Here is a 19,329-nt window from a genome sequence, read left to right as displayed (position 1 = left end):
CCTTAAAATACTGTTTACTATAGCGGAATAAATTCTTTATCGTCACCAGGGATTTTTGGGAAACGTTGAGTTTGCCAGTCTTGTTTTGCCTGCTCTAAGCGTTCTTTGCTATAAGCAACAAAGTTCCAATGCAAGTATGGGACTTTTTCAAATTTATCGCCACCGAGCAAAATAAAGCGTGCATCACTGGCAAAGTGAATATCAGTATCGAGGTTATCAAGTAGGATAAAATCACCTGCTTGATAATCCTGTTGACCCACGGTAACGCTTCCATAAATAACATATAACGCGGTTTCTTGCTGTGGGTTAGGCGACTTAATTTGACTATTGGCGCTGCCAACCACATCAATATAAAACATGGGGGAGTAGGTTTTAACTGGGGAGCTTAATCCGTAAGCTTCACCAACAATTAAGCGCATCATGATACCTTCATGAATTATGTGTGGTAGTTGCTGTTTTTTTATATGGGTGAATGAAGGCTCAATCTCAGTCATATTTTCTGGTAGCGCAATCCAGCATTGTAAGCCGTCAATATGATGCGGGTTAGCGCGCACTTCAAAGCTTTCTCGTTCTGAGTGAACAATGCCTTTACCTGCCGTCATCCAGTTCACATCGCCTGGGTGGATTTCTAAATTATTACCTAGCGAGTCGCGATGTAAAATGCTGCCGCGAAATAAATAAGTGAGTGTTGATAAGCCTATGTGCGGGTGAGGGCGAACATTGATCCCTTGGCCAACAGGAAAATCGTTTGGTCCCATGTGATCAAAAAAGATAAATGGTCCCACCATTTTTTTATCAAAATTAGGCAGTACGCGCTTTACGTTTAAGCCACCAATATCATGTTCAGTTGGGTTGAGTATTTTAGCCATGTTTTGCTCCTTAAAGGTGACCAAGCAGAGTCACGTTGATTCGATTAATTGAATACATAAGTTATAGCCCTAACAATAGATGATCACTTAATTTCGAGTGTCACTATTGATGCTTGATTAATAATATATTCAGGTTAAAAGAACGAAAATTAGTAAAAATAGGTGTTAACATTCTTTTTAAAGAATTTTAATGGTGTGTTGTATGGCACTAAAAGGAGCTTTATGCGTAGTAAACAGTGCTTACTATTACTTGTTGATGTTTTTAATGCAAAATACCGCAGGTAGGGAAACTAACGATGACACATTTACGCTCATCAAGCATTGCGATAAGACGCTGAGGGTATTTGCGATTAGCAAAATATAGCAGTTGTTGTGAGCACACGACCGACAACACAAAATTAGACAGTAAAAAACGGCCAATTACTTGGCCGTTTTACATCAAGAGTTAGTTAAGTTTTACTGGGCCGTTGATATTATCGATGCTCAAATCACCAGAGCCAGCGTCAATGATGGTGAGACCTTTACTGTCGTTAACACGAATACTGCCTGAGCCATCCTCAATGGTGACTAGGCCATTTACATGTTCAACATAAATATCACCCGATTCATCTTCAATGGTGATGTAACTGCCTAGAGTTTTGGCATTGATGCTGCCAGAGTTATCGTCAATATCTACGCTGCCAGTGATATTAGTAAGGGTTATATCACCCGAATCATCTTCAATAGTCATATTGCCAGCAACGTTACGTGCAGTAATACTGCCAGAGTCATCACTGATCTCTACATTACCAGTAATATTTTGCAGATCGATATCCCCTGAATCATCATCAATTGTGACGTGATGACCTTGATCAATACGAATGCTCCCTGAGTCGTCATCTATAATGATTTTACCTAGTACACCAGCAATATCTATATCGCCAGAGTCATCGTCAATCTCAAGGTTAAATGAGCTTGGCACAGTAATAACTAAATCAATACTGGGTGAATTACCTTGATATACCACTATTCCTGATGAACTATAATTTTTTGCTATAAGTACGGCTTTATCGCCTTTTTGTTCCAGAGTAAGTATGTAAGGGTCATCACTTTTTGCTGTATAAATAGTGGCATCTACGCTGATGTTAGTTGCTGTGGTTGAGCCGATCACTTTAAGTGAACCCGCCTCAGCATTAATACTTAGTTGCTGTAATTGTGACGCTGATATTGAGCGTTGCTGCTGTTGTTGTATATTGGCTGACGAGGTTGAAACATGCACAATACAGCCACTGAGAAACAATAGGCTAGTGGCAATAGGAAGGGCTTTGGCTAGCAAAGAAAGAGGTTTGTTGATCATTATTTATTTTCTCATTGTTAATTATATTTTACGATTTGCTAATTTATAGCAAAAACAAAGCCAAAATTTAATGATTTGTTTTTATTGGTTTTTATTTTTATTATCAGATAAGTATAGCGAATAAGTGGTCAAAAATACTAAATTTAGGGTTGTTCTTAATATTCTTTAGATTGGATCTGGAAGGTACGCTAAGCCACTTCAACACGCGTGAAGTGGCTTAGTTTTTTCTAATTATTACAAATGGTGATTATCGCTAAGTTTGGGAGCGACTGAGAGTAGTAAATAGCAGTACTTGAATAAGATGTATTGCGCACATTGTCTTCAACCACGGTTATTTCATATGTTGCAGTTACAGGGAGTGCAATATTTAGTGTGCTATCTAGATATGTGTTATTACTTTTTTGTAATATCAAAGGCTTGGTTTCATCATACTGAGCCTGAAAACTATTCGACGTTAAAATAGTATCGATCATTTTAAAGCGCAGATTTACGGTGTCGGGTCCAGTAAAATCAGGACAGACGAATACAGAGACTTCTACATCTTGAAAAACCGGTAGGCTTGTTTGATTAATATTAATGATGAAATCATTTTGTGTTATCGCTGCTGAACTATACTCGCTAGTTGCCAGTCTTTCATCTGCTGTAGAAATACTAACAGTTGCGCCTTGTTCAACACTAACTATTGCCTCAAAGAAGCCGCTACTATTTGTAGTATGCTGCTTACCATTTATCATCAGTATAGCGTTATTGATACCAACTTTAGCTACGTTGGTAATTTGTCCTTTAACTATGCCTGTTAGTAAAGCGGGATCGGTAGCAGAGATCGCAAACTCCATTACAGCTGCATTGCCCTCAGCATCAGTAACAGTAACAGTGACATTATAGCTACCTATAATATCAGGGGTAAATTCAGCGACGCCATCTTTTATGTTTACCAGTGCTGCATTTGACTCATTAGGCTTGGTAAGCCCCCAAGTATAATTAAGATTGGTCTCTTCTGGGTCGTAACTTTGGCTAACATCAAATGTTACTATATTACCAACAAAAGCCTGACGTAATTGTTCGCCTTTAGAAATAATGACTGGCTTTGCATTGTCTCTAACTATGATAGTAATTGTTTGCGTATCGGAGTCCTTATTACCATCATTGGTACGTAACGAAATAACAAAACTTCCTGCACCTGATGCTTTAAAGTAAGGTTTAGCAACGTCTGTGTTAGAAAGCGTAGCACGTCCTAATGGCGATAAAATTTCCCACTGGTAGGTAAGCTCTTTGCCTTCAGGATCTGTGCTTTGTGAGCCATCAAGTTGAATTTCTTCATCGACTAAAATAGGTGCTACATCAGCAATAATCGCTGTTGGTTTTGCATTGGCTTGAGCGTGAAGAACGCTTGTTGCTTGCTCAGAATTAAGCTGTCCGTCTGATACGATTAATGTGATCACATAATCACCTTCAATATCAGCACTGATAGAAGGGGTTGCTGTCGTACCTTGGGTTAGCTGCGCTATACTATTCTCAGGTCTGCTTTTTATCTGCCAAAGGTAGCTCAAGGGTTGCCCTTCAGGATCGTTGCATTGTTCGCATTGCAGAGTAATAGTTTCAGCTAAGTTAATGTTTCTCTCAGCTACAAGTTGTGCAATAGGAGCTTGATTTGCTATCTCTACAGTTAAAGTAACTGTGGCGGTATCAGTTTCACCGTATTGATCTTTAACTGTTAGTGAGAGCGTGTACTCACCGAGGTCTAAAGAAGAGAAGCCTGCGGTATGGCTTAAGTTATCAGTGAGTGTCGGGTTGCTATCGGCAGGTTGTGCGGTAATAGTCCACAGATAACTTAGTGTATCACCTTGATCAGGGTCACTGCTTTGCTTGCCATCTAATGTGACTATGCTGCGAGGAGCGACGGTTTTATTTTGTACTTTAATAACCGCTTGAGGAGCTGAATTTTCGTATAAAGACTCACTTTTTATCATTACCTCGTTGCTTGCTGTTTCGCCCAGTGAATTAGTAATGGTTAGCTTTATTGCGTAAGCACCTGTTTTATCTGCAATGAATTTGCTGGTAACGCTATTATTATTTTCTATGATTGCATTGCTGGCAAGAGGCTTTGCCGTAAACTGCCATAAGTATTTATTTATTACACCGTTAGATGTACTACTTAGCGCACCATTTAATGCAACCACATCACCTTGTTTTACTGTTTGAGTAAGTCCTGCATGAGCAATTAATTGCGTTGGCTCGGCTTTAATTTCAATTAATTTTTCAACTGGGGCGCTCGAAAGTTTGCCATCGCTCACAACTAAAATTAGTTTATAACTCTTTGCTTCAGCAAGTGATACTTCAACTTTATTTTCATTATCAACAGCAAGAGCGAGCTCATTTTGTCCGTCTGCAGTGGTTAAGCGCCATTTATAAACTAATGAATCGCCGTCGGGATCGCTGCTTTTTGTACCGCTAAATGTTAGCGCGGTATTTACCCGCATTTCACCGGTTGGTGCACTGATCATGGCAATGGGTTTATTGTTAGTGACTTTATTGGTTGGTTTTTTTTCTGAGTCACCACCTCCTGAGCCACAGGCTGTGAGAGTTAGGATCAAAGCTAGCTGGATTAAAAAACTCCATTTCATATTACTTTCCTTGTTGTTGGTTTTGTTGGTTTTGTTGTGTTTAGTGGTACTGTAAAGCTAAGCCTGTAGTGCTTGCTATTAAATTTAAATGAGGATTATTTCTGGTTTGAATTAGGTTGGTATAAAGTCCATTTTTCATAATATTTATTTCCGTTAAATATTTTATAGTTATGTTAATTTAATTGTTTATAATATGAACCCAAAAGAGGGAAAATAAAAGAATTAAATTCAAATTTTAGAAAAATTTTGGCGCTAAGTTGTTTATGTGTTTATTTAGAGTTGTAGGCCAAGCTAAGTTACTTGGCCTTTATTTTTAATGAGGGATTTTATTCAGGTGCTACATCTAAGGTAGTAAATAATGAATAACGTACGCTATCGATACCTTTTTCAGTTGAACCTTCGCTCACACTTGCTTCAATCAGGTATAGTCCAGGGTGTTGCCATGTGTTAGTGAAAAAGCCGTTTTTATCTGTGGTTACTTTAACTTCGCCACGTTCGTTACGATAACGTGTATCACCTTTTAAGATGGCAAGTTCTATGTTGGCAGCAGGTTTACCGTCTTTTAATAACTGAAAACGCGCCTCTTCACCAACAAATAAATCATTAGGATGAGTCGGGCCGCTGATCTCTAAGCCTTGACCAAGTAGCGCAGGTTTTGAGGTGCCGTTGCGGCTTACAAATGTATCTACCGTTGCAATCGATTTTGTGGTTTTAATATCGGTTGCATCAGCTGGGATATCTTTACTGTCTTTAGGGCCAAATACACGGCCACGTTCGCCTTTGGCATCTTTATAAAAAGTCATTAGTCGTGGTTCTTGGCTCATCGTTATATGATAAGTACCTTCCCCAGCTAGTTTTACCGCCGCTGAATTTTTACGTTGCAGATAATATGCACGAATTTTATCGCTAACTGGTTTGCCATCAGGGCCGATTGCCATAATCAGATTATCATCATATTCCGCGCCTTTTTGTGCTGGACGATATGCTTTATCTGGTGCGAAAATTTCATTCGAAATACTGGCATCGATCATCACATAATGTGCTTTGTCGCCTGAAAGAGATGTGTGCGAAGGCACTAACCAGCGAGCATGTGCATTGGCATAGCTAGATGCTAGGGCAGTGAAAGTAAGTGCGCCGATAAATGCGCTTTTAAGTAAATTGATTTTCATAGTCTTTCCTTATTTAAATTGTTTTAGCAGCTACATTTACTGACTTTTAATGGTGACGAAGCTTTGTGAAAATTCATTGGTGCCATCGATGGTGATCTTGCCGTCTTTATTTAGATCAAGTTCTACACGGGTGTAATCACGGCCACCTTCTTCGCGAACGACTTCTAAATTAAGTAAATACTTGCCTGCAGCTACGGCTTTGCCATCTAGATCTGTGCCATTCCAGTTAATGGTGTAAGTACCTGGGCGCTTTGTTGCACCTGTTACACCATCAAAGTTAGCGTCACTTTTTCCGGCTTTACGCCACCACTGGCGTAAGTCTTTAAACCATTCTGCTTTTTCAACCCATAAGGCAACCGTGGTTACATGCTTACGCTCTGGGGTTTCTAGCCAAACCGCGACATAAGGTCGATGGTAAGGTTGTACGTCTAGATCAGGTAGGGTTAGTTCTATTTCAAGTTCAGCGGCATTCGCATGAGGTTGAAACAAAGCTGCTGTAAATAAAACAACAGCGCTTATTAAGGTATTAAGTTTTAGCATTAAGACACTCCTTTTAGTTGCGGAACCCAGCATAAATAAATGACTGCTGGTGTTGCGACCCCAAGCACTGTTAGCCATATTCCTACTAAGCGTTTTTTTCTATTTTGAAATAAAATAATCATCCCGGTGATAGCAAAAAAAATCATTAACACGGCTGATATATCAATCACCCAGCTCCATGCTTCGCCGCTATGACGGCCTTTATGTAAATCGCCAATTAAGCTTAAAAAGCCGCCAGTTTGATATTCGAGATTCAGTTCGCCACTGATGAAATTAAGTTCTGCGAAGGCAAAACCTGCAGGCAGTGGGTAGTCGAGCATCACGAGTGCATCTTCTTTTTCCCAGTCGATACTTTTTACTTTAGTTAAGCCATATTGGTTGGCTAAGTAAGCTTCTATTTCAGGGTATAAAATGGGTAAGGTTGCTAGGTTTTCTTGGCCCTGCTCAAGTAATGCACTTGGGAGTGATGTGGTTAGTTGCCCATCACTTTTATCGCCTTCTAGCCAATCAACATGATTAAGTACAATCCCACTGACAGAAAATAAAATAAGCAAAAACAGCAGTGCTGTTGATAGATAAATATGCAACGCACGACTGGTACTATATAAAGTTCGTTTATTTATTAACGGCATAAATAATTTAGTAGTTAAGCAATGTTATCTACATGGTAATGATTTGCATTAGTTATCACAACATTATTTACGAAATTTACATTGGTAGGTATTTTGAAGGGCGAGAGAGTAAATAAATCATAACCGCTATTTCGATGCAGGCTACCAGCAGTAAAACCCACCACGGCGGTGCACAAAGCAGCAATACAATAAAGCCAAGTGACATACCAATACCCGCAAACCACTTCGCCTTTACGGGTACTACTTTGTACTTTTGCCAATGGCGTAAGGTTACGCCATAACGAGGATGATTGAGTAACCAAGCAGCGAGTTTTGGGGACGAGCGAGTAAAGCACGCTAATGCCAAAATGAAAAAAATAGTGGTGGGCATCACAGGTAAAACAATACCTATAATTCCCAGCCCAACCAAGGCTAGTCCTAATAGTTGATAGCCAATACTTTTATAAGTGGCTAAAATTACTTTTAAATTCATGAATAGACTTGTGCCTGATAAAGTTGAAAACGGCTAAATGCTTGGCAAGCAACGTTAAACAATATGCTGCTAGTTTACTCAGCATTGTCAGTTAATTGTACTCGATGACGTTATACTCTGCCACGTTCAGCGCCTCAGCTTGCGATTCAACCTGATGCCGCTGTTCTTTTTATATCCTATTATGAGTTGATGGGAATGTAATTGCTTGCAGTCATTGCTTACAGCGTTATGAAGGATGAGTTTATGAGGGGGTAACCTCTTAAGACTAACTCCCCTAATTACAGGCTGACTTTAAAGATTAAAAGTAATAGCCAATATTAATATTAAATCGACGCTCGGTTTCATTACTATCACCGGCAACAGATCCACCTACAAATGCTTGATTGCGGGCATGAACTAAATCAAAGTAAGTGAACAAGCCGCCAGCCGCGACGGATACCCCGGTAACATTCATCCAAGTATCGGCAGTGTCATCAGACTTGTTATAGATCGCGCTGTAATCATTATAAAATTGCAGGTTGCTTACTGGACCCCATTCAACCGGTACGCTGTAAGCGACATTAAAGCTACTTGTGGTTGCATCGGTCGCAATAGAGTCATAAAACCCATATGCGCCAACCGCGATACGATTAGTGTCATCGATATTGTAGTCATATTCGCCATGCTGTAGCTGAATATTCCAATTATTGATAACGCTGTTTACATGCAGTGCCCATGCGTTGTAACTTCCTGCGCGGTCTTGGCCGTCATGTAAGCCACCGGCCAAGCCTGATATTCCGACTTCTGTGGTCATGCCTTTGCCGTGTTCAAAGTAATAGGCGTAGCGGCCGGCAAAGGTATTATACTCACCAAGCCCTTTGCTCGGTTCGGCATAAATACCCTCGTCGACGGTGCGACTACCAACAATATCGTACGAATAGCGATGGCTGCGATCTTCAACATAACCATCGACACCACCGAGTTCGTCATTTTTGAAAAAACCTAAATCGAGCTGCCAGTTATCAGCTACTTTACGTTTAAACATCACGCCTAAATCATGATCGTCTTCTAAACCAACGTAGTAGTTTGCACTAAAGAAATAGTTATGGGAGTTATAAGGATCATTACCAAACGGCACTTTTGTGATACCTACTTGCACTTGCCAGTCGTCAGTAAATTGATAGCCTGCCCATGCTGATTTTATTGCGGTCATGTAATCAAAAAAGCGGATCTCTCCGCCGATCAGCACTCCACCAATATCGCCAGAAACATTTAAACGGAAAATATCAAAATCAAAATCGCCACCACGGTTTTTATTGCCGTCATCATATGAGGTGTGACTGTAGTTAGTACGAATTGCACCACCAAATTTAACTCCGGATAGGGCTGTTTCGGTATTATCTTGAGTTTGCTTTGCGATAGTCTTGGTCTGTTCTTCAAGCTGTTGATTAACTTTAGCTTGTTTTGCTTTTTCAGCCGCAAGCTGCTGTTGCAGTTGCTGCATCTGTTGTTGGAGTTGAGAAAGTTGAGCTTGCATAGCATCAATGTCTGAAGCATATGAGGCGCTGCTTGTTGCGCCTAGCATAGTCGCGAAAGCTAACTTTGATAGTTTAAGCATGATAAATCGCTATTCTTGATATAGGTCTGTATAGAATAGACTAATTGTACCTTTAACCCAAGTTAACTAACCATGCGTTCTAGGGTAATCATTTGTTTAATATGATTTTATAAACTATTTATTCGGTGGGTTTGCCTTCAGCGGCGCGGGTCAGCACACCAACTTCTAATAAAGGAGCTGCATCTATACTTTGAGCATCCATCATAGTAGCAATACGCTGCATTGATGATAGTAGCTGGCTTTGTTCCCACTCGTCTAAGGCTGAGAACTTTTCAATAAAGTGTTCTTGTAACGGTTGTGGTGCTGCTTGCAGAATCGTTTGACCATTTGCAGTGAGGTAAAGACTCACTCGACGTTTGTCTAATTGGCTGCGAACACGCGTCACTAAATCGCGGTTTTCTAAGCGATCCAAGATATTAGTTACAGTTGCAGGACTCAGGTTTACATTTTGGGCAATGCGACTGGCTGTAATACCATCAGTTTGTGCTACTTCAGTCATAATTAATAGCTGCGGACCGGTAAGGCCGGAGATTTTATTTAACTGCTTAGAATGGAGGTCGATCGCGCGGATCACTTTACGTAAAGAAACCAATAATTCGTCATATTTTTTCATTTTTATCTCATTCGCAGATGGTTTACGGTCAAGGCGCTCGCGCAATCAATAAATATTACACATCTAATAAATAGAGTTCAAATAGATAAGGTCGATTTATACTGTATTATTGGCTTTACACAGAACTGTGGCTGTTTTTTATTTGTTTTGAGTTGAAATTAAATTTAGTTCATTTGCATATTATTTAATTAAACGTTTTTGGTGCTGAGCTTACCTATAAGTCATGACAGAGTGAAAAATTGTAAATTTGACATAAAAACTCACTAAATAATATTTACTAATTGGTTGGGGATTGGGTAAGGTGAGATAGGTTTTTCATTTTTATGGGACGTATAATGAAGTTATCTCCATCTGTAAGCATCGAACAAACTGACACTGGTTTAGAATATATCAATGTTGCAAGCGAGCTTTGTAGCGCTAAAATTTTTCTACAAGGTGCACAACTCACTGAATTCACGCCAAGTGGCAAAAAGCCATTAATTTGGGTATCAAGCGAAGAAGATTACCAAGAAGGTAAAAGTATACGTGGTGGCATTCCTATTTGTTGGCCATGGTTTGGTGTCAATCCAAATCCTGAGTGGCCAATTCACGGTGTAGCACGTACGAGCTTATGGCGAGCAGATGAAGTTGCAGAGCAAGACGATGAAATTCGAGTTAGCTTAACCTTGCCAATGGCACAAGTTGATGAAACCTACTGGCCACACAAATCAAAGCTAAAGGTTGAATTTATACTAACTAATCAGCTTGAAGTGCGTTTAACAACCACTAATTTAAGTAACCAAACTATTACTTTCACGCAAGCGCTGCACACTTATTTTCCAACCCCTGCTATTGAAGAAACTCAAGTGGATGGGCTGCAAGGTTCCAAATATATTGAGTTTAGCGAAGGCCCGTTTGATCAAGATGGACTGGTTGGTTTTGCTCGTGAAACAGATATGGTTTATACCCAAGCCGCAACTATCCAGCGTATTATTACTCCGGATGGAATTATTGAAGTCGGCCGTGAAAACTCCAGCTCTTGTGTGCTGTGGAACCCGTGGATTGATAAGTCTAAGCGTTTATCTAATTTTGCTGATGATGAATACCATACAATGTTGTGCCTTGAAGCGGCAAATGTAATGGATGATAGTGCGATTGTAGCGCCAGGCGAAAGTCATACCTTAGCGACGACCATTCGCTGGGTGTAATATAGGGCCGCAACTTTGCTATAAATCAAAGCCAACGTATCAAATCGTTGGCTTGTTAAGGAAAAAAAGTGTTCGAAAACCACCAACTGGACGTCTTACCCCAACATCAACAAATAGTATATAAGCCACTGGCAGATAAAGCGTTGCTGCACGCTCAGCTTAACTGGCTGCTGTTTTATCTACCATTAACTGCAATATTAGGCGCTGTTTGCTTTTTTAATCAGGAGTTTGCAGCACTGGCACAAACGAGCTTACTGATTGGTTTACCAATTATTTTAGTTTTATCGCTAGCTTATAATGTTGTCAGTATGCGACTTAAAGGAATTGCTATGCGTGAGCATGATATAGCTTATCGCAAAGGCGTTATTTGGCAGCAGGTGACGATTTTACCTTTCTCACGAGTGCAGCACACAGAAATACATCGTGGCCCTTTGGAGCGAAAATTGGGCTTGGCTAGCTTGCGTTTGTACAGTGCTGGCGGAATGAGCGCCGATCTCAACATTAGTGGCTTAAGTCATGATGATTGTAAAAATATCCGTCAGTATATTCAAAAGTACACTGAAGCAAGACAAGTATCTAACAATACCAGCAATCAAGCCGGTGATAGTGTATTAGCTACTGATGAGTCGTTAAATGGATAATTTGAAATGGCAGCGTGTTTCGTCTTGGTCACTGGTTTATTTTATCGTGCATTTTGCTTTCCGATTTGTCAAAGACGGTGTATTTAACTTACTACCTATTATGGTTGTGTTTGTTACGCAAGTTGAAAATAAGTGGTTTTGGGGGCAAGTTGCATTAGCGGTAGCGATTATTAGCTTGTTAATTTATTCATTTTTTTACTATATTAATTTTCGCTTTTGCATTACTGATGAGCATGAAATATTACTCAATAAAGGGGTGTTTAAAAAAGAGCGTTTAACCTTGAACTTTTTGCGAGTGCAGAATGTTAATATTGCCGAACCGTTTTATTTTAAGCCTCTGGGTTTGGTTAACTGTATTTTTGATGCCGCTGGCAGCACTAGCCAAGAGGCTGTATTACCCGGGGTTACATCGCTATATGCAGAGCAAATGCGCGAGCGAGTATTGGCTTATAAAGAAACCCAACAACAAACTGCAGCTAAGCAGCAACCTGAAGATACACATACCAACGAACCACAACAATGTTTGGTGCTGAGCAATAAAGAAGTTGCAAAATTTGGCTTGATGTCGAATATGGCTATTTTGGCATTAGCAGCGCTTGCGCCTTTTATGAATGTTGTGCTGGAGTTTTTAGAAAAAGCGGTGATCAATCGCCTAGAATCATTCTATCAGCAAGAAGTGGGCGTGTTGGTTGATGCTGCAGCACTCGCTGTGTTTTCAATACTTGTGCTTGTTGTGTTGGTTGCCGTTTTATTATCGGTATTAATGTCATTAATCCGCTTTTATAATTTTCAGCTTTACTTTCAGGCCGGAAAATTTAAACGCATTGCAGGATTATTAGAGCGTCATCAGTTGTCGGTGAGTCTTGATAAAGTACAATCGCTGCTGATTAAGCAAAACCTAATTGCACGACTACTTAAACGTTATACCGTGCAGTGCTTGCAAGCAACCAGCGGCGGCTTTAGCGCGGGCGCAAAGAGCAAACAAAGCTTAGTGATGCCAGTGCTTTCACTTGAGCAAGTAAAACAAGTTTGTCAGTGGGTACATCCTTGGCTTAATTTAACCAGTGATGATTTTAAAGCACTCAACTTTAAAGGTGTCGAAAAAGCGTTACTGATCAAAAATCTATGCTTTTATGCTTTGTTACCGAGCGCTTTAATTGCATTTATGGGCTATGCAGGACAAGGTTACAGCCCGTTATATGGCCTGCTTTGTGCTGTATTACTAAGTTCCTTGGTGTACTTATCATATCGACGATACGGTTATTATTTTTATCAATATCAAGGGCGATATTACGCAGTGTTTCGCAGTGGCATGATAAGTGTGCATTATCGAGTGTTTGAACTATATAAAGTGCAAAGCACGCGCGCAGTAAGCACTTATTTTATGCGAAAAAGTGGTTTGAAGAGCTTGTCTATACAACTCGCTGCGGGCACAGCGACTATGCCTTATATCAAAGCAGAGCAAGCCGATGAAATTATCGACTTTATTCTCTGCCAAGCTGAATCTGATCAACGAAGTTGGATGTAATTCACCGCTTTCAAGTTCTTAGGATGGTATTTTATTAGGTTATAAAGCGTAATAGCGGTAACTCACGTTTTCTTACATTTTTATGCTCTCTTTTTAGACTAAGTTATGACAATAATGGGTTTAAAATAAGAGATCAGGGAACATGATGAAAAAAACGTTACTCGCTACTTCGTTATTATTAGCCACACATACACAGGCCGCCGTGCAATGGCAAACTATTCATACCGAACACTTTAATGTTCATTACAGTCAAGAAAATGCAGATTGGGCACGCTCTGCGGCCAATGAATTAGAAATCGTCCGCAGCAAAGTGCTTGAGCAACAAAACCGTGCTTTAGATGAAGCGGTTGATGTGGTGGTGTTTGATCCACTCAATGCCGCTAATGGTTTTGCATTACCGGTTTCAAATAAGCCATTGATGGCGCTTTTTACTACACCACCGCAGTCAGATACAGTGATCTCAAATAATAGTGGTTGGCAGCAATTACTGGTACTGCACGAATATATTCATCTAGTGCATTTAGCACAACCTACCCGCAGTAAATGGCGTCAAGAGCTCAGGAATATTTGGGATTTATACGATATAAAACACAGCGAGATGCCTCGCTGGGTGGCAGAGGGTTACGCAACATTACTTGAATCGAAAATGACGGGGCGTGGTCGGTTATTTGATAACTACAGCGAGGCGATTTTAATCGAATTTGCTCAGCAAGGTGCATTGCCCCGCTATGATCAGTTGAATAGTACAGATGGTGGCTTTATGGCTGGCTCTATGGCGTATTTAATGGGCGCCCGATTTTTAGCTTGGCTAGAGAAAAACTATTCAGAGCAAACCCTTGATGCTGTTTGGACGCGTATGCAAGGGGTTAAGCAACGCGAATTTGATGACGCATTCGAAGGGGTCTTTGGTGACTCTGCGAGTAAGTTGTATCGACGTTTTATTGCTGAGTATACCTATCAAGCAATGAGTAAAGAAAGAAGTGAACAGTCACTTACTAGTGAGCTTTGGTTGGCGTTAGATCACTATGCTAGTGGTCCTGCTTTATCACCAAATAGCGAGCAACTTGCAGTGGTGGAGCGTGATCAAGACGGCAAGACTCAGTTAAAACTCTACAGTACTGAGGATAACCTCAAAGCTGCAGAAGAGTTTAACCAAGAGCAACAAGAGCTACTCGCTGATGATCCTAAAGATGTTGCTGATAAACCACCCAAGGTGTTTCAACGTAAGCAAAAGCAAGTCTTGAATCAAATCAACCGTGCGGGTATTCAAAACCCACAATGGCTAAATGACGACGTGTTGTATTTTTCAGCCTACAGCAACGTAGATAATATTGATAATCAGCGTATATCAGATATATTTAGCTGGGATACGCAAACCGGTGAAGTTACCAAACTAACTGATTTAGCTGCCCTGCGGCGCTTTAGTATTGCAGATAATGGGCAAACACTTTATGGAGAACAGGTTAAAGGAGGTTACTCAGAGTTAGTGCGAGTTGATTTACAAACCGGTCAAGCTCAACCATTATTCGAAAAAAGTCTAGCAACGGTTTACGATTATCCTGTAGTTAGCCCCGATCAACAGCAACTCGCCTTTCTTAAAACTGAGTTTAATCATAATTGGCAATTGTATATACAAGATATTGATGGACAAAAATCAATTGCTGTACCAATGCCTAAGGGATATCAATACTTATCACAACCAAGTTGGAGTGCGGATGGCAAGCAGCTTTATTTTGTTGCAGGATTAGCTCAGGCAACGGATATCTATCGTTATGATTTAACTACACAACGTTTGTTCAAGCTGACTCAAGGTCAACAAGCGGTTGCTAATCCACTCGCATTATCTGACGGGGATTTACTGTATTTTTCAATCAGTAGTGATGGCCCTGACATTATGCAGCTACAGGTAAATAATAACGAAGAAGAAATCACCGATTTTGCAACTAACAGTATTGCGCCTTTGTTGCTTGTGAATGAGCACACCTTGCCAAAAGCTCAAGTATATCAACAACCCATTGGTGAGCAAACGCACTACGATATTTGGCAGCAAAAAGCCACTTTTGCGTTAGGTGAACAATATCATTCAGCCTCTGCGGCATTATTTTCAGCGAGTATTAAAGGCAGCGATTTACTCAAGCAATTAGATTGGCAGCTGGGCTACAGTGTTGATTTACATGACACTGCACTGCAAGGCATTTATGCCCAAGCACGTTACAGTGCGCTTGCAATCAAGTTTGACAGCCAGTTATTTTCTTATGATTTGAATGCCAGCAAGCAATATCAGCATGGCCTGTTGGCTGATCAGTCAGTGCAAGGCGGCTATATTGCTGCCAGCCTGCCACTGAGCTTTGGAGAGTTTAAAGTACAGCCAGAACTGGCTTATAACTACTCAGAGATAGATGATGCAAATATCAAGCAAGAGCAGAGTTCACAGTGGCTTAGAGTCGGCTTGAAGCAATCTTGGAGCTATGACAGACAAGATTATGCCATTGGCCAAGCGATTGATGCGCGTTGGTATAGTGGCGATAGCGACACGCAAAATTGGCAGGGCTATGATGTTGCTGCGCAGCTATTTGGTAAAGCGCTGGCAATCCCTATGTATGCTAATTATAGCCAGCAATATAGAGATGATAGTGAGTTGCGATTAGGTGGTTTTAGCTCTTCGTTGTTATCAAAAAATATTCGCAGTGATTTTGTTTTTGCACCTGAACTGCCCTTTTACAGCGCTATTGGCAAACGCTATCAAGGTTATGGTGGAGGTATTAGTTGGGCAGAAGGCATGCCATGGTTGTACTATCAACAGCATCAGATTGACCAACAGGTATACGGGCAAAGCTATGGTGTGAAATGGCAAGGCCCCTTTAGTTTTGGCTTAGGCCCTGCAGGCCTCAATGATGTGAAGCTTGATTTTGGCCTAGTCAGAGTAGAAGGCGACAGCTTTGATGATGAGCTTAGAGGCTGGCTCGGGTTTTATTATTCGTTGTAAACGCTTACGCCTTGAGTCTTTTCACTCAAGGCGGTTATTGGTGACTTCTTATAGCGGCAAGCTTTGCCGCATAAATACTACGTTGTTGATGATCTCTTTCGAGATCCATAGCTTGTTTGAGTAATTTATGAGCGTCATTTAAATTACCTTGTTGATAACGGATTTTTGCAAGAGCTACATAGGGATCAGCCAAATAAGGTGCCTTGTTTATTGCTTCATCTATGTGTTTTTTAGCGCTCATTAAGCGCCCACTCAATGCTTCTGTTTCACCAAGAGCAATTAATTCATAAGGATCTTTTTCTTGAGCACCTAACAATGAATTAATTTGTTCAACTAACATTTCATTGCCAATATCTTCTGCGAGTACTTTGTAATTGCTTAGTAAGTTTAAACTTTGTAATTGCTGATCAAGCGCTGTTTGGTAAATTAATTGACTGGTTGTTTTATCGTTAATTCGACGATGTAATATAGCCGCAAGATTGAATAACTCAGCATCATTTGGGGCGTACTGATTAGCCTTAATTAACAAGCTATACACTTGATTATAATCATTTTCCAGTAAAGCATCAGCCGCTAAATTACTATAATATTTGGCAATGAGATCCTCATAACTAGCACTGCCAACATAAAAACTTCCTCGCGAAGGAAAATAGTCAATAAGTACTCCTGGTCGAATAAAAGTAATTTGATCTTCATCTTCAGTGAAAGGGCTATATAACTTAGTACGAAAATGGTTAGCAATAAATACCAGATTGCCTTCTTTGGCGTAAACAGGCTGGCTTGTCATTTCTTGAAAACCAGTTTCCAGATCAATTAAGTTTGCATAGGCTTGGGTTAATATTGCCAGACTTATACAGTTACCATGAGATAACTCGAGGGTTTGCTCTGCTGTGAGGGTATCGCCATGATAGCTAAAATTACTAAAGCTGCGTTCAATGTAGTTATAAAGAATAATATCGTCAGTTAAACCGTCTTGGCGTTGATTCTCGACATAAGATAGAAAGATCTTAGCTTCATCGTTGGGCAGTTGAAAAATAACTTGTTCTGAAGGGACTTGCTGTAACTCAAAGAGAGTGTGATTTAGTAAACTAGTTAGTGTTGGCGCAACCGAACTCTGCTGTTCTGTGCTTTTACAAGCTGTTAATAAACATATTAATAATAAAGAAAAGTAAAGTTTCATAGTCACCTCAGCGTTTAGATAAAGGTACGCTGAGGTAAAAATTTAATCAAGTATTAAATGCTGTCGCTGTTCGCCTTTGCTCGCGATTTCTTTGTGATTGTTTTTTACGATTACGGCGGCTAAGCCACAAGTAAAAACCAGTGCCTGCAAGCCATACTGGGCTTAGTCCAATCACGCACCATAAGATTTTACTGAGTAAACCGGCAAAATAACCAAAGTGTAATTTTCTAAAGCTATCAATTACTTGCCAACCAATGCCGACTTCGCGAATATCCCAGTTAGCTATATGTTCACCGGTTTGTTTATCATAAGTAACGGTGTTAGCGTATTCGCTTGCCAGTGGATTATTGCTATCAACTTCACCAAATAGCGTAATGTTTTCGTCAGGCTCCAGTGGCATAACTAAAAAAGTACCATTAAATGTCGGGATTTGTTTTTTGCTGTCATCTAGAATGGCTTGAAAGTTAATGGTATCGCTATGTAAGTTTTTAGTGAGTATAAAATGCTGTTCTTCTGCGTGTTCGACTACTTCGTGATACCACACAGCCCAATTAAAGTAGCCGCCAGTGATCGCCAAAATTAAAATAATGGGTGAGCCAAGTACCCCTGTCATTTTATGAATATCGCTTAGTACAATTTGCAGCGTCGCCTTGAAGCGTACTGAAAATAAACGTTGCCAAAATTTACGATAAATTATTAAGCCTGTAACGCCGAGGATAAATAGAAAGATTGCAAAAAAGAACCCAAGGACGGTGCCTGTTTGACCTGGTAGAGTTTTTAAATCGTTTAGCAAAAATGTGTAATGCAGTTCTAAAAACCAATCTGTGAAGTAGTGACTGGTGCTAACTGGCTGCGAGAGTATTTCGCCAGAATATTGATTGATATGAAATTTATACCAAGTGTCGGTACCGCGTTCGATTAAATAAACCCGATCAGCAGTATCATCATTAAATATTTCCCAACTACCTACTATATAGCTAGGAAATTCATGCTCAGCAACCGCTATTAATTTATCAATGGGTTTGCGTTCTGCGTGACTATCAACGACAAAGTGACTATCTGGCATGAGTAAGCCATCAATTTCACTTTTAAACACTAATACGCTGCCAGTAATACTGATCACAATAAGTGGAACTAAAGCACAAAGCGCAATCCAACTGTGTATTTTAAAAAGTGTTTTTCTCATAAGGCAAAGAGCTATCAAAATTAATTTGTTGCATGATAACAATTATCAATGTTATTTCAATTCTATGCGATGAGATGTTTACTTGCTAACTGCAAAGTGTCAGTCGAAAAACGGAAACTGTAAGGTTAACTTGCCGCATTAGCAATGAGTTTATTTTGTACAAATGGTTGCTTGTTTTTATAGGACCTTTACAATGCCGCGCCTTACATAAAGCATATAAAAACAGTAACTTACACTGATTTGTTGTTTTGTTTATAAGTTGCTAACTTATTAATCAACTACTAACGAGCGAGGTCTACTTTGGCGCATTACCTGCCTATTTTATCATCATTTATTTTAGTGTTTAGCTTTTTACCGTTACTCAATAAAATTCGTAAAAATCGCAGTGTATCGGGTTTATCATTACTAATGATGGCCTTTGGTGTTGCCCAAAGTGTCTACTTTATTACATATAACTTGTACTTTGAGCGCTTTTATATGGTGCTGCCTTTTGTGGGTTTGATCATGAGCTCTGTACGAGTGATGCCGCAAACCTATAAAACGCTGCGCAGTGGTGATATAAGCAACTTAAGTTCTCGTTATTTTAGTTTACAGTTTATAGCGGGTGTATGTGGTTTATTTGCAGAATTAGCGATGGCAGCACCAAGTACTTCGCATGTTTTAACGTTTGTGATGATCTTACTGACTAATGCCGCGCAACTTGGTTGTATTCAATATTATAAAATGCGCCCTGTCGCAGCTTGATATTAGCTAGATAAATTTAATACTC

16 protein-coding genes are annotated in these 19,329 nt (G+C 40.0%); 5 read left to right on the top strand and 11 right to left on the bottom strand.

Annotated features, from left to right (window positions below; translation table 11 throughout):
• Positions 1 to 17: 17 nt before the first annotated feature.
• The 9 genes from H5203_RS05015 to H5203_RS04975 all read right to left on the bottom strand — a co-directional run bounded on the left by H5203_RS05015 (position 18) and on the right by H5203_RS04975 (position 9,852).
• Positions 18 to 869: a pirin family protein gene (locus H5203_RS05015; protein WP_145240193.1), complete on the bottom strand. Its 852-nt coding sequence runs from the start codon at positions 867 to 869 to the stop codon at positions 18 to 20.
• Between the two features lie 445 nt (positions 870 to 1,314).
• Entirely contained in the window at positions 1,315 to 2,205 is an 891-nt protein-coding gene (locus H5203_RS05010; RefSeq protein WP_182819444.1) for a DUF4097 family beta strand repeat-containing protein, read from the bottom strand.
• Positions 2,206 to 2,432: 227 nt separating this feature from the next.
• The gene (locus tag H5203_RS05005) at positions 2,433 to 4,829 is read right to left on the bottom strand and encodes a PKD domain-containing protein (protein WP_182819443.1); all 2,397 of its coding nucleotides are present in this window, start codon (positions 4,827 to 4,829) and stop codon (positions 2,433 to 2,435) included.
• Positions 4,830 to 5,155: 326 nt separating this feature from the next.
• Entirely contained in the window at positions 5,156 to 5,998 is an 843-nt protein-coding gene (locus tag H5203_RS05000) for a DUF4198 domain-containing protein (protein WP_182717530.1), read from the bottom strand.
• 36 nt (positions 5,999 to 6,034) lie between these two features.
• Positions 6,035 to 6,538, bottom strand: coding sequence for a DUF2271 domain-containing protein (locus H5203_RS04995; protein ID WP_145240201.1), 504 nt, complete (start codon positions 6,536 to 6,538; stop codon positions 6,035 to 6,037).
• On the bottom strand, positions 6,538 to 7,170 hold the full coding sequence (locus H5203_RS04990; RefSeq protein ID WP_145240203.1) for a PepSY-associated TM helix domain-containing protein: 633 nt from the start codon (positions 7,168 to 7,170) through the stop codon (positions 6,538 to 6,540). The genes H5203_RS04995 and H5203_RS04990 overlap by 1 nt, the downstream gene beginning before the upstream one ends.
• A 76-nt stretch (positions 7,171 to 7,246) precedes the next feature.
• Positions 7,247 to 7,642, bottom strand: a complete 396-nt coding sequence (locus H5203_RS04985) for a YbaN family protein (protein WP_145240205.1) — start codon at positions 7,640 to 7,642, stop codon at positions 7,247 to 7,249.
• 298 nt (positions 7,643 to 7,940) lie between these two features.
• The gene (locus tag H5203_RS04980) at positions 7,941 to 9,239 is read right to left on the bottom strand and encodes a porin (RefSeq protein ID WP_145240207.1); all 1,299 of its coding nucleotides are present in this window, start codon (positions 9,237 to 9,239) and stop codon (positions 7,941 to 7,943) included.
• A 118-nt stretch (positions 9,240 to 9,357) separates the two neighbouring features.
• Positions 9,358 to 9,852: a MarR family winged helix-turn-helix transcriptional regulator gene (locus tag H5203_RS04975; protein WP_145240209.1), complete on the bottom strand. Its 495-nt coding sequence runs from the start codon at positions 9,850 to 9,852 to the stop codon at positions 9,358 to 9,360.
• A 335-nt stretch (positions 9,853 to 10,187) separates the two neighbouring features.
• Here H5203_RS04975 and H5203_RS04970 point away from each other — a divergent pair, with 335 nt between their 5' ends.
• The 4 genes from H5203_RS04970 to H5203_RS04955 all read left to right on the top strand — a co-directional run bounded on the left by H5203_RS04970 (position 10,188) and on the right by H5203_RS04955 (position 16,194).
• Positions 10,188 to 11,039, top strand: coding sequence for a D-hexose-6-phosphate mutarotase (locus H5203_RS04970; protein WP_145240211.1), 852 nt, complete (start codon positions 10,188 to 10,190; stop codon positions 11,037 to 11,039).
• A gap of 68 nt (positions 11,040 to 11,107) precedes the next feature.
• Complete coding sequence (locus tag H5203_RS04965; protein ID WP_182757871.1) at positions 11,108 to 11,680, top strand: PH domain-containing protein; 573 nt, start codon at positions 11,108 to 11,110, stop codon at positions 11,678 to 11,680.
• A complete protein-coding gene (locus H5203_RS04960; RefSeq protein ID WP_182757872.1) occupies positions 11,673 to 13,208 on the top strand; it encodes a PH domain-containing protein in 1,536 nt (511 codons plus the stop codon). Before H5203_RS04965 ends, H5203_RS04960 begins: the two co-directional genes overlap by 8 nt.
• A 145-nt stretch (positions 13,209 to 13,353) precedes the next feature.
• On the top strand, positions 13,354 to 16,194 hold the full coding sequence (locus H5203_RS04955; RefSeq protein ID WP_182819457.1) for a PD40 domain-containing protein: 2,841 nt from the start codon (positions 13,354 to 13,356) through the stop codon (positions 16,192 to 16,194).
• 34 nt (positions 16,195 to 16,228) lie between these two features.
• Here H5203_RS04955 and H5203_RS04950 read toward each other — a convergent pair whose 3' ends face one another.
• Complete coding sequence (locus tag H5203_RS04950) at positions 16,229 to 17,374, bottom strand: lipopolysaccharide assembly protein LapB (protein ID WP_182757873.1); 1,146 nt, start codon at positions 17,372 to 17,374, stop codon at positions 16,229 to 16,231.
• Between the two features lie 46 nt (positions 17,375 to 17,420).
• Positions 17,421 to 18,560: a PepSY domain-containing protein gene (locus H5203_RS04945; RefSeq protein ID WP_145240219.1), complete on the bottom strand. Its 1,140-nt coding sequence runs from the start codon at positions 18,558 to 18,560 to the stop codon at positions 17,421 to 17,423.
• A gap of 300 nt (positions 18,561 to 18,860) precedes the next feature.
• Between H5203_RS04945 and H5203_RS04940 the strand changes: the two genes are divergently transcribed.
• On the top strand, positions 18,861 to 19,304 hold the full coding sequence (locus H5203_RS04940; protein ID WP_182819442.1) for a PQ-loop repeat-containing protein: 444 nt from the start codon (positions 18,861 to 18,863) through the stop codon (positions 19,302 to 19,304).
• The last annotated feature ends 25 nt before the right edge of the window (positions 19,305 to 19,329 follow it).

The sequence above is a fragment of the Pseudoalteromonas sp. SG41-1 genome (assembly GCF_014164575.1).
In the GTDB taxonomy this organism is placed as follows: Bacteria; Pseudomonadota; Gammaproteobacteria; order Enterobacterales; family Alteromonadaceae; genus Pseudoalteromonas; species Pseudoalteromonas rhizosphaerae.
This window is presented reverse-complemented; position numbering and strand designations above follow the sequence as displayed.

What these genes read in the sequence shown, in the direction of transcription:
- H5203_RS05015 (WP_145240193.1), bottom strand. Translation starts at nt 869, where the DNA reads ATGGCTAAAATACTCAACCCAACTGAACATGATATTGGTGGCTTAAAC.
- H5203_RS05010 (WP_182819444.1), bottom strand. Translation starts at nt 2,205, where the DNA reads ATGATCAACAAACCTCTTTCTTTGCTAGCCAAAGCCCTTCCTATTGCC.
- H5203_RS05005 (WP_182819443.1), bottom strand. Translation starts at nt 4,829, where the DNA reads ATGAAATGGAGTTTTTTAATCCAGCTAGCTTTGATCCTAACTCTCACA.
- H5203_RS05000 (WP_182717530.1), bottom strand. Translation starts at nt 5,998, where the DNA reads ATGAAAATCAATTTACTTAAAAGCGCATTTATCGGCGCACTTACTTTC.
- H5203_RS04995 (WP_145240201.1), bottom strand. Translation starts at nt 6,538, where the DNA reads ATGCTAAAACTTAATACCTTAATAAGCGCTGTTGTTTTATTTACAGCA.
- H5203_RS04990 (WP_145240203.1), bottom strand. Translation starts at nt 7,170, where the DNA reads ATGCCGTTAATAAATAAACGAACTTTATATAGTACCAGTCGTGCGTTG.
- H5203_RS04985 (WP_145240205.1), bottom strand. Translation starts at nt 7,642, where the DNA reads ATGAATTTAAAAGTAATTTTAGCCACTTATAAAAGTATTGGCTATCAA.
- H5203_RS04980 (WP_145240207.1), bottom strand. Translation starts at nt 9,239, where the DNA reads ATGCTTAAACTATCAAAGTTAGCTTTCGCGACTATGCTAGGCGCAACA.
- H5203_RS04975 (WP_145240209.1), bottom strand. Translation starts at nt 9,852, where the DNA reads ATGAAAAAATATGACGAATTATTGGTTTCTTTACGTAAAGTGATCCGC.
- H5203_RS04970 (WP_145240211.1), top strand. Translation starts at nt 10,188, where the DNA reads ATGAAGTTATCTCCATCTGTAAGCATCGAACAAACTGACACTGGTTTA.
- H5203_RS04960 (WP_182757872.1), top strand. Translation starts at nt 11,673, where the DNA reads ATGGATAATTTGAAATGGCAGCGTGTTTCGTCTTGGTCACTGGTTTAT.
- H5203_RS04955 (WP_182819457.1), top strand. Translation starts at nt 13,354, where the DNA reads ATGAAAAAAACGTTACTCGCTACTTCGTTATTATTAGCCACACATACA.
- H5203_RS04950 (WP_182757873.1), bottom strand. Translation starts at nt 17,374, where the DNA reads ATGAAACTTTACTTTTCTTTATTATTAATATGTTTATTAACAGCTTGT.
- H5203_RS04945 (WP_145240219.1), bottom strand. Translation starts at nt 18,560, where the DNA reads ATGAGAAAAACACTTTTTAAAATACACAGTTGGATTGCGCTTTGTGCT.